The sequence below is a fragment of the Paraburkholderia yinzeri genome (assembly GCF_046581065.1).
Classification (GTDB): Bacteria; Pseudomonadota; Gammaproteobacteria; order Burkholderiales; family Burkholderiaceae; genus Paraburkholderia.
Window position 1 is genome coordinate 973,479 of sequence record NZ_JBFOCJ010000002.1, and the last position, 14,209, is coordinate 987,687.

General features: G+C 64.0%; 11 protein-coding genes. 8 read left to right on the plus strand and 3 right to left on the minus strand.

Annotation, left to right across the window (positions count from 1 at the left end):
• The first annotated feature begins 2 nt into the window (after positions 1-2).
• Genes WJ542_RS21400 through tssG form a run of 4 tightly spaced genes read left to right on the plus strand, consistent with a single transcriptional unit; the run spans position 3 to position 3,401 of the window.
• Positions 3-1,349: an N-acetylmuramidase family protein gene (locus tag WJ542_RS21400; protein WP_411191461.1), complete on the plus strand. Its 1,347-nt coding sequence runs from the start codon at positions 3-5 to the stop codon at positions 1,347-1,349.
• Positions 1,336-2,019 (plus strand): hypothetical protein, encoded by a 684-nt coding sequence (locus WJ542_RS21405; RefSeq protein WP_411191462.1) that lies wholly within the window; start codon positions 1,336-1,338, stop codon positions 2,017-2,019. The genes WJ542_RS21400 and WJ542_RS21405 overlap by 14 nt, the downstream gene beginning before the upstream one ends.
• An 11-nt stretch (positions 2,020-2,030) precedes the next feature.
• Complete coding sequence (locus WJ542_RS21410) at positions 2,031-2,282, plus strand: PAAR domain-containing protein (protein ID WP_411191463.1); 252 nt, start codon at positions 2,031-2,033, stop codon at positions 2,280-2,282.
• 45 nt (positions 2,283-2,327) lie between these two features.
• Positions 2,328-3,401 (plus strand): type VI secretion system baseplate subunit TssG, encoded by a 1,074-nt coding sequence (gene tssG / locus WJ542_RS21415; protein WP_411191464.1) that lies wholly within the window; start codon positions 2,328-2,330, stop codon positions 3,399-3,401.
• A 209-nt stretch (positions 3,402-3,610) separates the two neighbouring features.
• Here the strand turns inward: tssG and WJ542_RS21420 are convergent, their stop codons facing one another.
• Positions 3,611-5,635: an EAL domain-containing protein gene (locus WJ542_RS21420; RefSeq protein ID WP_411191465.1), complete on the minus strand. Its 2,025-nt coding sequence runs from the start codon at positions 5,633-5,635 to the stop codon at positions 3,611-3,613.
• 454 nt (positions 5,636-6,089) lie between these two features.
• Between WJ542_RS21420 and WJ542_RS21425 the strand changes: the two genes are divergently transcribed.
• Positions 6,090-7,757 carry a GMC family oxidoreductase gene (locus WJ542_RS21425; RefSeq protein ID WP_462848305.1) on the plus strand — a complete coding sequence of 556 codons (1,668 nt, stop codon included), beginning with the start codon at positions 6,090-6,092 and terminating at the stop codon, positions 7,755-7,757.
• A gap of 49 nt (positions 7,758-7,806) precedes the next feature.
• Positions 7,807-9,738 (plus strand): alkyl/aryl-sulfatase, encoded by a 1,932-nt coding sequence (locus WJ542_RS21430; protein WP_411191469.1) that lies wholly within the window; start codon positions 7,807-7,809, stop codon positions 9,736-9,738.
• A gap of 72 nt (positions 9,739-9,810) precedes the next feature.
• Here the strand turns inward: WJ542_RS21430 and WJ542_RS21435 are convergent, their stop codons facing one another.
• Positions 9,811-10,818, minus strand: a complete 1,008-nt coding sequence (locus WJ542_RS21435) for an AraC family transcriptional regulator (RefSeq protein ID WP_411191470.1) — start codon at positions 10,816-10,818, stop codon at positions 9,811-9,813.
• Between the two features lie 198 nt (positions 10,819-11,016).
• Between WJ542_RS21435 and WJ542_RS21440 the strand changes: the two genes are divergently transcribed.
• Positions 11,017-12,078 carry an NAD(P)-dependent alcohol dehydrogenase gene (locus WJ542_RS21440; protein ID WP_411191471.1) on the plus strand — a complete coding sequence of 354 codons (1,062 nt, stop codon included), beginning with the start codon at positions 11,017-11,019 and terminating at the stop codon, positions 12,076-12,078.
• 230 nt (positions 12,079-12,308) lie between these two features.
• Positions 12,309-13,265, plus strand: a complete 957-nt coding sequence (locus tag WJ542_RS21445; RefSeq protein WP_411191472.1) for a LysR family transcriptional regulator — start codon at positions 12,309-12,311, stop codon at positions 13,263-13,265.
• A gap of 53 nt (positions 13,266-13,318) precedes the next feature.
• On the opposite strand, the gene WJ542_RS21450 is transcribed toward WJ542_RS21445, so the two are convergent.
• Positions 13,319-13,933 carry a C39 family peptidase gene (locus WJ542_RS21450; RefSeq protein WP_411191473.1) on the minus strand — a complete coding sequence of 205 codons (615 nt, stop codon included), beginning with the start codon at positions 13,931-13,933 and terminating at the stop codon, positions 13,319-13,321.
• Positions 13,934-14,209 lie beyond the last annotated feature (276 nt).

Consider the following 14,209-nt stretch of genomic DNA (forward strand, 5'->3'; position numbering starts at 1 on the left):
ACATGGCTCATCCGCATCACCCGCAGCAACCCGCCGCGCCCCAAACCCCACCATCGCCCTATGTGCAGGTGACGTTCGTATTCAGGGACACCCTGCAAAAGCCGATTGAAGGGCTGTCGGTGCAGATCAAGGGCGGCACGGGGACACCCGCCGCGCCTGCATGGACATTCGGTCAGGCCACTGACGGCTCACCGGCACCGGACCCTTCCGTGCCCCTGGTGGACAACAAGACCGAAGTTGCCACGGACGCGGACGGTTACGCCATGACCATCCAGAACGCCGCGCGCAACCAGCCGATTGACGTTCTGGTGAAGAACCGGCGCGGCGAGTATGTCTGGAAAGCGACGGTGACACCCAAAAAGGATATCAGCGCGTTCACCATCGTCAGCCCCGAGTACCACATCGAAGCGACGACGAAGCTGACGCCGAAGGAGGAACTGGAGCAGAACCTCGATCTTCCGGTGGTCAAGGATGGCGAGGTCATGACCATCGAGCGCCTGGTCCACGACTTCGGGCCGTACATCGGGTGGTCGCAGAAGGTGACCGAGCAGGGGAAGGTCAAGAAGGATTTCCCGGAGAAGCATAGGGAGACGACGACGGATGACAAGACCGGGAAGAAGAAAACGACCACCACCATTGAGCACCACTACAAGGTCGTGGATAACGGAAAGCCACGAACCGTCGTGCTGAATGTGCTGGGGTCACGATTAAATTATCCGAATCCTGCCGCGTTCACTGAGGATCATTTCAACTATTTGGCGACATCTTTTGGATGTGAGGCAGCAGCAGTAAAGGCGTTGACAAAACAAGAGACGATTGGAAAGGGTAAATGGGTATTGGATCATGGATTTGATTCCAATGGTCTACCGAGAATTCTGTTTGAGCGGCATCATTTTTATGATTTTACGGCCCCTCCAATTGATAAAAAAACTAAAAAACGCCCACCACACCCTTACGCCTTGAAGTATCCGGATATATGCAATCCTAAAAGCGGAGAATTTGGCGCAGAGGGTCTTCACCAATATGAACGATTTGTTAGAGCGACAAATCTAGACTTGGATGCGGCGATTATGTCGTGTTCTTGGGGGGGATTTCAGGTTTTGGGTGAGTACTATGAATCATGTGGATGCGACTCACCAATTGAATTGGTAAATGAGTACATGAAAGGAGTTGATGCTCATGTTCTTATGTTTGAAAAATTCATGAAAAAAGAGAAGGCATTGGCGATTCATGGATTGGCGAATAAGAAATGGGAGGAGGTGGCGTCTTCCTACAATGGCACTAAGTGGAAGATTCATAATCCGAATTACGCTGCCGATTTGGAGGAATTTTATAATGAGCTCAAGTAGATTATTTGCGGGATTGATTTGCATTTTATTGGCGCAGATTGCAAGTGCCGGGACGTTAATTACCTTTAGTGATCCGGGGCTCGTGATTTTCGAGTCTGAGCATGGGATTCAGGGCTACTATGTGGCAACTGAAAAGGGAAAGACGTGTGATTTTTTCATATTTCAGGCACCGGGCAGTGCTTGGAAAGATATTGGGGGTGATGGACGTTCCATTGAGGTAAATACATTCTCTTTGGAGATTGGGCAATTTCAATATGAGCAGCGGAATTCGATATATGATACTCGCGGCAAAATAAATAAAAATCAAGATGAATGGACTATGAGAACAAACGTGGAGCCTCCGGGATGTGGGGGGGGAGTTGGTGTTTTTTCTAGGAGTGGAAAAATTCCTGATTACCGATATTTTGAAAATAAAAAAATCCAAGCGACTGGGATTCGAGTTGTTAGAAAAAAGACAATTTTGCATAATGAAATTGATGGCCGATATATCAAACGAAGTGGTTATTTGACTCAAGATGACATTGTTGCGCTCGTGGAGACGCGGGATGGCTTTTCCTATGTTCGTTATTTCGATCCCGATTATTTCAGTGAGTCTGTCGGCAAAGTTACAACCGGCTGGGTTCATACCGCCGACCTCGTAGATCCGTTCCCACCCGCAGCCGAACACTAAGGAGAACTTGCATGATCGATCTCATCCGGCTCGGTGACACCACCGACCATGGCGGCGAAGTCGTCACCGCCTCCAGAACCATGCGCTACAAGGGCGTCCGCGTTGCCCGCAAAGGCGATGAGGTGAAGTGCCCGCAGCATCCCGACGTAAGCCCGAACGTGATTCTCGAAGGCGATCCGAAGATACGCGACAAGGGTGTACCGGTTGCGCGGCAGGGGCATCACGCCACATGTGGATGCAGTCTGATATCGAGCCTTAAATGACTTGTCCGGGCCGCTGACGCGGCCTGATTCCACCAAGGGAAATTGATGGACCGGACCAAACTCACCGTTGCCCTCCCAGTCGAACTGATTGACTGGTTGCAGGCCACGCCCTGGAATTACGGGTTCCTTGCGCTGATGCGCCGGATCAATGCGAACCCGGCCATCGATCCGGCCGGCACGGCCAGCCTGCCTGCTACGGAACCCTTCAGGGTCGGCCAGAAGCCGAGCCTGATTTTCGCGCCCAGCGAGATCGCGGACGCGAAGGTCGTCAACGGCAAGCTGCGCATCCGCCTCTACAGCCTGGGCATGCTGGGCCCGAACGGCCCGCTGCCGATTCACGTCACGGAAATTGCCCGCGAGCGCGAAGAACTGCGGGGCGACCCGACGCTCAGTAACTTCCTCGACATCTTCCACCACCGCTCGCTCACGCTGTTCTACCGCGCCTGGGCGTCAACGCAGTCCGCCGCCAGCCTCGATCGGCCCGACGACGACCGGTTCTCGCGGTACGTGTCGGCACTGGCAGGCCATGTGCTGTGGCGCGAGCGGCCTGCCCCGCTGCCCGTGCATGCGCGCCTGTCGGCTGCGCCGCACCTGGTGCGCCAGAGCCGCAACCCGGACGGGCTGCGCAGCACCCTGGCCCGCTATTTCGGCGTGCCGGTGGAGATCGTGGAATGCGACCCGCACTGGATGCCGATCGAACCGGAGTGTCGCAGTCGCATGGGCGGGAAGCGGATGTCGTCATGCCTGGCGATGGGGGCGATGCTCGGGGATATGGTGCCCGACCGGCGACAGCGCTTCCGCATCGTGATCGGACCGCTCGACATGGCGGACTACCACCGTTTCACACCCCGGGGTAACGATCTGCTCAAGCTCATCGAGTGCGTGCGGGTATTCGTGGGCCGGGAATTCAGCTGGCAGCTGGACCTGAAGATCAAGCCGCAGAGCGCCACGCCTGCGGTGATGGGCGACTCGCACCAGCTTGGCTGGTCCACCTGGCTGGGCGCGTCCCTCGGAGATCAGCCCGTGCAGGGCATGCTGTTCGAACCCGAAAGCTATGTGCCGCAGTTGCGGGAAAATGCTGCAAACCGGTCGGGCAGCGTTGGGGGCGCAAAGCGATAGCCCTGACATCAATGGCGTGGAAAACCCGTTCGGTGTTCCCTTTGCCTTGACGTGTGTGATGCAGCATCCCCAATCCACCTGTCGACGTAATTCTCCAACAGGTGCCTGGCCAAAATGGCTAGCCGGAGGCCACTTGCTCGAACGTTTTACAAGACATCTCTTTAGCGAGAAACAAGTGCTGATAACGTAAATCGTAACGACGGGATGCCCTACCCCTCCCCTTCCAACATCATCGTGTTCGTCAACGCCCGCACCGCACCGCGGTACACATCGCTATTGCGCCCGCCACTCAACAGCGCGTCCAGCAGCCTGCGCTGCAAAGCCGTGCGCACCTCGCCAGGCGGCAGGATGCCGTCGAACCCGGCGAGCGAGGTCACGAACGCCGGCGCCTGTGCCGGAGGGGACTCTCCCGCCAGCCATGGCGCAACGCCGGGAACGGCGGCGATCAACGCGACGCGCTCCTCCCAGATCACGAAGCGCGCGAGACGTGCAAGCAGACTCTCGCCCGGCGGAGCATACGGGCAGGGTGGCCGCCGCGCCATCCACTCGAGCAGACGAGCCGCCTCCATCGGCCGCGCGATCGCGTAGCCCTGGGCACCGTCGACGTCCAGCACGGTCAGCGCGCGCAACAGATCAGGCGAATCGATGCCCTCCGCCAGCACGAGCTTGCCCAGCGCGTGGCCCAGCCGCGTCAACTGATAAATGAAGCGCAGCACGTCGAGCGCGTCGTCGCGGTCGACCCGCGCGATCTCGCGGTCGATCTTGATCGAGTCGAACGGCAGCTCGCGCAGCCGTGCAAGCCCGCTGTGGCCGGAACCCAGATCGTCCTGCGCCAGCAGCACGCCAAGCTCGCGAAAGCGCGTGAGAATCGCCCGTTGCCCCTCGCCGAGCGATAGCGATTCGTTCTCCAGAACTTCCAGCGTGAGGCGAACGGGGGGGCAGGCATGCGCTTCGAGCGCCGCCCGCGTAGCCTCGAAATAGCGGATGTCGTTGAGCGCCGAGGGCGGAAGGTTGATCGAGATTTCCAGGTCGAGGCCATCGCGCAGCCAGCGGCCACGGTCGGCCAGCGCTTCGTCGACGCCGCGCGCGTAAAGCGCAAGCAGGTCGTCGGAGGCGAGCGCGCGAAGGAACTCGTCGGGCTGAAGCAGGCGTTCGCCGTCGCGCAGCCGCGCCAATGCCTCGACCTTGACGACGTCCCAGGTGCGCAGGTTCAGGAGCGGCTGATAATGCATTTCCAGCGCCCCGGTGCGCACGAGCGCCGCCCAATGCTGGCGCAGGCTCACCGGCACGGCCTCGCTGATGCCGTCGTGGGTCTGGATGCGCAATGCCGCGCAGCCCAGCAGCGTCTGCAGCAGATCGATGAACGCCACCTGGTGAGGCCCGATGAATCCGCCGGGAAACGCGCTATACAGCATGAGAATCGCGATCGGCGGCTGGCCGGGCGCGGCAAGCGGAATCGCCACGGAAGAGCGCAGCCCCAGGTCCTTCGCCACGTTGCGCCACTGCGCCACGAGCGGATCGGTCTGATAGTTGACCACGCGCTCGGGCTTGCCGCTGCGCCATGCCCGCCCGATCGCCCCCTGCCCCTGCGCATGATCGGCGCGCACGCTGACGGCGCGGCCCGATTCGGTCAGCAGCTCGATCAGCCCTTTGGGCACCCCGGCGCCCGTGCCCGCCTCAAAGTGGAAGATGCCCAGACCATCGGGCCTGCCGATGGTGCACGCCGCGGTTTCCTCGTGACCGGAAAACGCCTTGACGAGATGGTCGATGAAGTCCGTGTAGCCATCCGCTTCCCACACGATGCGCGTGACGCGCAACAGCACCTCCTGCTGCGAATCCTGCACCTCCTGATAAGCCTTGAGCTGCCAGGCGAGATCGGAAGTGAGACGGCGCGCGTAGAACGAAAGCGCGTGCCCGCTCACCTGGGTGCCGATCAGCTTGTACAGCAGCTCCTGCAGAATGCCGCGGCTGCGCGCGAGCTCCTCCTTGTCGAGCCCCACGATCGCATGGATGCGGCCGATGCGCAGCGCCATGTCGGCATGGTCGTGCGTGGTGAGGCCGGGGTTCGCCAACGCGAGGAGATTCTGGATCTGCTTCGACTTGAGATGGTCGAGCTCGTCCGCCGACAGCATTTCGAGGATGCGCCGGGACTTGGGGAGGCGGGCCAGCTCCTCGTAGAACTGGTTCACCACGAGGGCTGCATAGCGATGCAAAGCCTCGATCAACGTTTGCATTCTTCGAACCTTGACGGGTCCTGACTAAGTCCTGGGTGGCGGACGGGCACCACGCTGGTGCGGGTTCCTTGCCGGATCTGGGCGACGCAGACGAAATGATAAGGCATGGCCCCGGTCGGACCGGCGGGTTTTGGGGGCGAAGCGTGGGCTGCCCGACGTAGCGGGACGGCAGCCCATGGGCAAATGAATCCTGCCTCCGCATGATCTGCATGCGCCAGGAGTGCGCTACCTCCCTGATCCGGGTGGGCCGCCCCCTCGCGCCCCGCCCTTACCCTGCATCGACGCAGCCCGGGGCGCGCACGAGACTACCGTCCGCTGCGCGCGGGTCAGACTTGCGCCTTCGGGAGACAAACGCGAGTCGGACCGCTTCATGGCACCGGGTTCCTTGAAAACAACAGAAGCAGGACAGGCGAGCGCGGGCATGCGCAAGCCTCTCCATGACAAGGCCCACATCATGCATGCACAAACCGCACTTCCCGTGGCAGGCGAATTCGACTATCTGGTGATCGGGGCCGGCTCGGCCGGTTGCGCCGTGGCGGGCCGCCTCAGCGAGGATCCCACGGTGCGCGTCGCCGTGCTCGAAAACGGCGGCCCTGACGATCACTATCTGATCTGGACGCCCATCGGCCTCGCCAAAACGGTCGTCAAGCCGGGCCCATACAACTACGGCTATTACACCGAACCTCAGCCGGGCCTGAACGGCCGCAGCAGCTACCAGCCGCGCGGGCGCGTCCTCGGCGGATCGTCGTCGCTGAACGGGATGGTGTACATCCGCGGCCATCGCAAGGACTACGACGACTGGGCGGCGAACGGCTGCGCGGGCTGGGGCTTCGACGAGGTTCTGCCCTACTTCAGACGCAGCGAGAACAACCGGCGCTTCGCGGGCACCGACAACCCCTGGCACGGCACCGAAGGCCCGCTCTACGTCAACGATCTGCGCTCGCCCAATCCGTTCAGCCGGCAGTTCCTGCTTGCCGCCCAGCAGGCAGGCCACACGCTGAACGACGACTTCAACGGCGCCGAGCAGGAAGGCTTCGGCTTCTACCAGGTGACGCAGCACAACGGCGAACGCTGGAACGCGTCGCGCGCCTACCTGCATCGCGGCGAAACCGCCGGCGGGCGCTACAACGGCGGGCGCGGCAACCTGCACGTCCTGACGGGCACCCAGGCGCTGCGGCTCGTATTCGAGGGACGCCGCGCCGTGGGCGTGGTCGTCGTGCGCGACGGCGTCGAGACGACCCTGCGCGCTCGCCGCGAAGTGATCGTGAGCGGCGGCGTCTTCAACTCGCCGCAACTGCTGATGGCCTCCGGCATTGGCCCCGCCGCGCACCTGCAATCGTTCGGCATCGAAGTGCGCCACGACCTGCCTGGGGTCGGCGAAAACCTGCAGGATCATCTCGACATCGTCATCAACATGCAGCTCGACAGCAAGGACCTCTTCGGCGCGACGCTGGGCGGCGGCCTGCGCCTCCTCAGGGAGATCCGCCGCTACCGGCGCGAGCGCACCGGCATGCTCACCTCGAACTTCGTGGAAGCGGGCGCCTTCGTGAAGAGCCGCCCCGAACTCGACCGGCCGGACCTCAACCTGGTCTTCACGGTCGCGCTGATCGGCAACCGCAACATGGGCAGCCGCCGCAAGCTCGGCCACGGCTATTCCGGCCACGTCTGCGTGCTGCGCCCCGCAAGCCGCGGCCATGTGCGCCTGCGCTCGCGCGACATGCGCGAGGCGCCGCTCATCGATACGCGTCTTCTCAGCGCGCAGAGCGACATGGAAACGCTCATCGCCGGCATCCACATGATGCGCAACGTCTTCAGCCAGCCCGCGCTCAAGGACCTGGGCGGGCGCGAGATGAAGAGCGAAAGTTTCGCCGACGAAACCAGCCTGCGCGCGTTCGTTCGCGAGCACGCCGACTGCCTCTATCACCCGGTGGGCACCTGCCGCATGGGCAGCGGGAACGATCCGCTTGCTGTCGTCGATCCCCAGTTGCGCGTGCACGGCTGCGAAGGGCTGCGCGTGGTCGACTGTTCCATCATGCCGAGCCTGATCGGCGGCAACACGAATGCTCCGGCGATGATGATCGGCGAAAAAGCCGCCGACATGATCCGCAAGTCGGCACGCTGAACCCCCAACCCTGCATTGCCCACACGGCACGAGAACCAGGACAATCCGCATGACTACTCTGCATGACGAAACGTTTCGCCCAGGCGTCGATCCGCTGCCCGCCACCGCCGCCACCATCGCGGCCCACGAGCGCGCCTTGCGCGAACTGCCGCCCGACGACCCGCTCGAAGAGGCCGACGCGTCGCGGGGCTTCATCGGCACGATCCCGGATGCGGAAATTCGCGGCGCCTATGGCAATCTGGTCTGGAGCCTCGCGGACTACGCCTTCCTGGATACGCCGCAGGCGCCCGACACGGCCCACCCGGCGCTCTGGCGTCACGCCCGCCTCAACACGCTGCACGGGCTCTTTCGCGTGACGGAACGCATCTACCAGGTGCGCGGCTTCGATGTTTCCAACATCACGTTCATCGAAGGCGAGAGCGGGCTCATCGTCATCGACCCGCTGACCTGCACGGAGACCGCCGCCGCCGCGCTCGCGCTCTACTACGCACACCGTCCGAAGCGCCCGGTCGTCGCCGTGCTCTACAGCCACAGCCATGCCGACCACTTCGGCGGCGTGCGCGGCGTGGTCGACGAAGCGGACGTGCTGGCTGGCCGGGTGAAGATCTTCGCGCCGTCCGGCTTCATGGAGGCCGCCATTGCCGAGAACGTGACGGCGGGCACGGCGATGGCGCGCCGCGCCCAGTTCCAGTTCGGCCACACGCTGGCGCGCAATGCGTGCTGCCAGATCGACGCGGGCATGGGCAAGAACATTCCGCGCGGAACCATCACGCTGCTCGCGCCCACGCATCTCATCCGCGAAGAGACGGAAATCCACGTGATCGACGGCGTCGAGATCGTGTTCCAGCTCACGCCGGAAAGCGAAGCGCCGGCGGAAATGCACTTCTACTTCCCGCAGGAACGGGCGCTCAATCTGGCCGAAAACGGCACGCGCTCGCTGCACAATCTGTGTCCGCTGCGCGGTACCCAGGTGCGCAACGCGCAACTCTGGTCGCGCTATCTGGGCGCCTCGCTCGATCGCTACGGACGTCAGGCCGAAGTGGTGTTCGCCCAGCACAACTGGCCGACCTGGGGCAACGCGCGCATCGTCGACTATCTCGAAGCGCAGCGCGATCTCTACAAGTTCCTGCACGATCAGACCGTGCGGATGATGAATCACGGCCTCAATGCGGCGGAAATCGCCGAACAGCTCCGCCTGCCCGACGCACTGCACGCGAAATGGCATACACGCGGTTATTACGGCACGCTCTCGCACAACGTGAAGGCGATCTACCAGCATTACCTGAGCTGGTACGACGGGAACCCGGCCAATCTGCACGCCTTGCCGCCCGAGGCCTCGGCCGTGCGCTACGTGGAATACATGGGCGGCGCGAGCGCCATGCTGGAGCGCGCGCGGCGCGACTTCGAACGCGGCGCATACCGCTGGGTCGCACAGGTCATGAACCATCTGGTGTTCGCGCAACCCCAGTTGCGCGAGGCCCGCGAGCTGGGCGCGGCGGCGCTGGAGCAAATGGGCTACCAGGCCGAATCGGCCACCTGGCGCAATGCGTTCCTGCTGGGTGCGCGCGAACTGCGCGAGCGTCACGATACGTCGACCCAGTTCGGCGCCCGCAGCCGCGACATGATCTGCGCGATGACGGCGCCGATGTTCTTCGATTACCTGGCCGTGCGGCTGGACGGGCTCAAGGCGCAACATCTGAAGGCATGTATCGTGTGGCGCTTCACCGACGTCGACGAAACCTGGACGCTGAGCCTCAAGCACGGTGTCCTGAGCTGCTCGGCCGTGCCGCCGGGCGGGCACCCGGAGCTTGTCGTCACCATGACGCGCGAGACCCTGAACGCCATTCTCTGCGGCGAAACGGGCTTCCAGGAAGCGGTGAAGGCGCGCGCGATCGTGCTCGAAGGCGATGCGGGCGTGTTCGGCGCCCTCTTCGGGGCGCTCGACCAGTTCGACGGCGGCTTCAACGTCGTCGAGCCATGAGGCGATGAGGCGGCCGCAAAAAGCCTGGCTCCCGCCGCGCCGTCCTTTTACGTCCCTCGCCGCCGACAGCCCTCACACCGCCGTCACATAACGCGGCGCGGGCGGCGTCACGCGCGGCGCGGGCCCCACGGCCTCGCCGCGCGCCCGGCGCATCTCGTCGGCCGGACTCAGGCCGAACAGGCGCTTGAACTCGCGGCTGAACTGCGAGGCGCTCTCATAGCCCACGCGCGTCGCCGCCGCGCTCACATTGAGGCCGTCGTGCGCAATCAGGAGGCGCGCGTGATGCAGGCGCGTCGTCTTGACGTACTGCATCGGCGACGTCGATGTCACGGCCTTGAAGTGCGCGTGAAAGACCGCGAGGCTCATGCCCGCCTCGCTCGCGAGCGTGTCGACGTCGAGCGTGCCGCAGTAGTCCGCGTGAATACGCCTCAGCGCCTTCGCAATGCGCCCGAAGTGGTGCTGGTGAGCCAGCGCCGCGCGGATGGCATCGCCCTGCACGCCCGTCAGCACGCGATAGATGATCTCGCGCACGATCGAGGGCCCGAGAATGCGCGCGTCGCACGGCGCGGCGAGCGCTTCGACGAGACGCAGCACGGCGTTGGAGAGCGGCGCATCGAGTTCGGTGGCGTAGATGCCGCGCGGCTCCGAAACCGCGTTGCCGCGCGATTCGTTCAGCGCCATCAGCAGCTCCGCGACCATCGTGAGATCCACGCGGATCGAAATGCCGAGCAGCGGCTTGTCCGGGCTCGCCTCGGTCTCGCATTCGAACGGCAGCGGCACCGAAAGCACGAGGTACTGCTGCGCGTCGTACACGAACACCTGCTCGCCCAGAAAACCGCGCTTGCGTCCCTGGCAGACGATGAAGATGCTCGGCTCGTACATGACCGGCGTGCGCGGACGCGCCACGCTCGCGCGCATGAGGGTCACGCCTTCGAGCGCGGAGGGATTGGGGCCGTCGCGGTGCGTGAGCCGCGCGAGCAGCTCGACCGTGCGGCGGTGCGTGGTGTCGCCCGTCGGGTCGACGGGTTCGTCGTGGGCGGGGTCGCCGGACGGCGCAATCAAAGCCTGGATCTGTGCCATATCGTATGTGCCCCTAATGCAAAGGCGTAGCAGAGGAACAGGCTCGAAATCTATCACCAATCTCGCGCTTACGCCGACCGCCAGGAGAATCAGGCAAGTCTTCGATAGATTCAGGTATTCCCTGGGTGGGTCCCGGTCCTTAGGATGGGAACCCTGCCGCCACCCCCGGCGCACATGCACCAACAGGAGCGCACCTACATGTATCCGACTTACGGTTATGCCGCCAGCAACGCCAGCACGCCACTCGCGCCGTTCGAATTCCAGCGCCGCGACCTGCGCGAGCAGGACGTGCGCATCGACGTGCAGTTCTGCGGCGTATGCCACTCCGACCTGCACCAGGCGCGCAACGAATGGCGCAACTCGATCTATCCGGTCGTGCCGGGCCACGAGATCGTCGGCCGCGTGGCCGAAGTGGGGCCGGGCGTCCAGCGTTTCAAGGTCGGCCAGCTCGTGGGCGTAGGCTGCCTCGTCGATTCGTGCCGCACCTGTGCAAGCTGCGCCGAAGGCCTGGAACAGTATTGCGAAAACGGTTTTGTCGGCACCTATAACGGTATCGACCGCGTGAACGGCGAAACCACCTACGGCGGCTACTCGACGCAGCTCGTGGTCGACGAAGCCTTCGTGCTGCGCGTGCCCGAGAACCTCGACGCCGCGGCTGCCGCACCGCTGCTCTGCGCCGGGATCACGACGTACTCGCCGCTGCGCACGTGGGGCGCGGGGCCCGGCAAGAAGGTCGGCGTCGTTGGCCTGGGCGGTCTCGGCCACATGGGCGTGAAGCTCGCGCACGCCATGGGTGCGCACGTGGTGCTGTTCACCACGTCGCCTTCGAAGATCGAAGACGGCAAGCGCCTCGGCGCCGACGAAGTCGTGATCTCGAAGGACCCGGAGCAGATGCAGGCGCACGCGAACAGCTTCGACCTGATCGTCAACACCGTGGCCGCGCAGCACGACCTGAACCCGTTCATCGAGCTCTTGCGCCGCGACGGCACGATGGTGCTGGTTGGCGCGCCCGAGCACGATCACCCGTCGCCGCAGGTGTTCAACCTGATTTTCAAGCGGCGGCGCCTCGCGGGCTCGCTGATCGGCGGGATCCAGGAAACGCAGGAGATGCTGGACTTCTGCGGGCAGCACGGCATTACGTCGGACATCGAAATGATTGCGATGCAGGACATCAACGCCGCTTACGAGCGCATGCTCAAGAGCGATGTGAAGTACCGCTTCGTGATCGACCTCGACACCCTGCGCGCTGCTGCCCGTTAAGCAAGACCGACACCGCCCGACCTGCCGGGCCGTCGGTTCCTGACGGCCCGCCCGCCTCCCGCACTCCGCCCGGCGCCGCGCGATCCCGCGTAGCGCCGGCGCCCGCCCCCTCAACCGCCGCGCGCCCTTCTCCGCAGACGCCGGCACCGCGACCCGCTCCATTCGCTTCGCGGCTCAGCGCTTTCTCGCAGCACTGCGGATCTCTCAAGTCAGTAACCAGGAGCTTGCCCGTGATCGACCGTATCCAGGCGATGCGTACCTTCGTTCGCATCGTCGACACCAACAGTTTCACGAAAGCCGCACAGTCGCTCGACATGCCGCGCGCGAGCGCGACCACGATTCTGCAAAACCTCGAGGCGCTGCTCGGCACCCAGTTGCTCGTGCGCACCACGCGGCGTCTCTCGCTCACGCCCGAAGGCGCCGCCTATTACGAACGCTGCGCGCAGATCCTCGCCGACATCGACGAGGCCGAGGCGAGCGTGCGCCAGTCGCCCGGCGGCATCACCGGACGCCTGCGCGTGGAAATGCCGGGCCTGATCGCCAACGCGATCGTGCTGCCCGCGCTCGACGATTTCCACGCGCGCTATCCGCAGATCGACCTCGTGATCGGCGTGAGTCTGCGCAACGTCGACCTCGTCGGCGAAGGCGTGGATTGCAGCATCCAGCTTGGGCGCCTGCCCGACTCGGGGCTCGCGGCGCGCCGGCTCGGCGTGCTCGAGCACGTGACCTGCGCGAGCCTCGCGTACCTCGAACGGCGCGGCTCGCCCGGCTCGCTCGACGAACTTGCGGCGCATCAGGTGGTGAACTTCCTCTCGCCGCTCTCGGGCCGCCCGCTCGAATTCGACTTCGAGGTGGACGGCAGCGCGACGAAGGTGAAGGTGGACGGCTTCGTGCACGTGAGCGACGACCTCGCGTACCTCACCTGCGGGCTGCAGGGGCTCGGCCTCGTGCAGCCGCCGCGCCTCGCGGCACAACCGTATCTGGACAGCGGCTCGCTCGTCGAGGTGCTGCCGCAATGGAAACCGCTGCCCACCCCGGTTTCGGTCGCCTACGTGAAGACGCGCCAGGTGTCGCCGCGCGTGCGCGTGTTCGTCGACTGGCTCGCCGAGCTGTTCGAAGGTGCGGGGCCGATGAACCGCGATCTCTCGCGGGTGCGCCAGTTGCTGGGTGGATTGCAGTACGCGTGACAGATGGCCATGGCCCGCGTAGCCGCCTCGCGGGCTCATGCAAACGGCGCGCGTCAGGCGGGCCGCGTGAGCGCCATGCCCCGTCGCGCGTGAAAGCGCGCGACGGTCTCGTAGGGAAGCCACGCATCCGCCTGGTAGGGCGCCACGCCCGACGGATTGTGAAACCAGACCCCGCCATCGCCGCGGCCATGCAGCAGGATCAGATGGCCGCCGCGCTCCTGGTTGGGACGCTCGGGCCGGCGGATTTCGGCACTAACCGAAACGATGGCCAGCGTATCGGCCGAAACGCGCGCGGCCGTGTCCTCGATCGCCTCGTCGGTCATCACCTCGACGCACACGCCGAATTCTGCCTCCACCCAATCGGCAAACGGACGATAGATCAGTCCGTCCACACCGCCGTCCTCCCGCATCCGATAAACGCCGTGCCGTAAAGCGGCTTCGAGCAGATCGGCACGCGTGCCGTGCGCGATGCCCCAGTAGTCGAGCGCCGATTCGAGGCAGGCGAGCCCGCACAGACGCTGCGCCCAGAAACGGTAGGCATTGGGTTCGTCAAAGCCGCTGCGGCGCCATTGCGGGTCGCCGCACGGATCGACGCCATCCTCGGCGATGCGTGCAACCCACCCGGGGCTGCCCCACTGACTGAAGTAGGGCACGCCGTGATTTCGCACGGTCGTTTCGTCTTGAACAGGATTCACGCGGTTGGCACGCCCGAAGGCGCAGGAAAGTCGGAAACACGCATAGTCTCAGCGAGTCTGCCTCGCCGCAACACCCAAGTGCAATTATCCTGCAGACAGCAAATGTTTCACTTACCAAAAGGAGTCTTACAAAAAGCCGCGACGGCGGCAAATTATGCGTTTAGAATATTGTCTCCGCGATGCCGGCAGCCGGCATCGCGGTCGCGGCAAGCACACCGCCGCACGCCACTACTACTCAAAAACTGAATC

What these genes read in the sequence shown, in the direction of transcription:
- WJ542_RS21420 (WP_411191465.1), bottom strand. Translation starts at nt 5,635, where the DNA reads ATGCAAACGTTGATCGAGGCTTTGCATCGCTATGCAGCCCTCGTGGTG.
- WJ542_RS21430 (WP_411191469.1), top strand. Translation starts at nt 7,807, where the DNA reads ATGACTACTCTGCATGACGAAACGTTTCGCCCAGGCGTCGATCCGCTG.
- tssG (WP_411191464.1), top strand. Translation starts at nt 2,328, where the DNA reads ATGGACCGGACCAAACTCACCGTTGCCCTCCCAGTCGAACTGATTGAC.
- WJ542_RS21405 (WP_411191462.1), top strand. Translation starts at nt 1,336, where the DNA reads ATGAGCTCAAGTAGATTATTTGCGGGATTGATTTGCATTTTATTGGCG.
- WJ542_RS21440 (WP_411191471.1), top strand. Translation starts at nt 11,017, where the DNA reads ATGTATCCGACTTACGGTTATGCCGCCAGCAACGCCAGCACGCCACTC.
- WJ542_RS21425 (WP_462848305.1), top strand. Translation starts at nt 6,090, where the DNA reads ATGCATGCACAAACCGCACTTCCCGTGGCAGGCGAATTCGACTATCTG.
- WJ542_RS21435 (WP_411191470.1), bottom strand. Translation starts at nt 10,818, where the DNA reads ATGGCACAGATCCAGGCTTTGATTGCGCCGTCCGGCGACCCCGCCCAC.
- WJ542_RS21410 (WP_411191463.1), top strand. Translation starts at nt 2,031, where the DNA reads ATGATCGATCTCATCCGGCTCGGTGACACCACCGACCATGGCGGCGAA.
- WJ542_RS21400 (WP_411191461.1), top strand. Translation starts at nt 3, where the DNA reads ATGGCTCATCCGCATCACCCGCAGCAACCCGCCGCGCCCCAAACCCCA.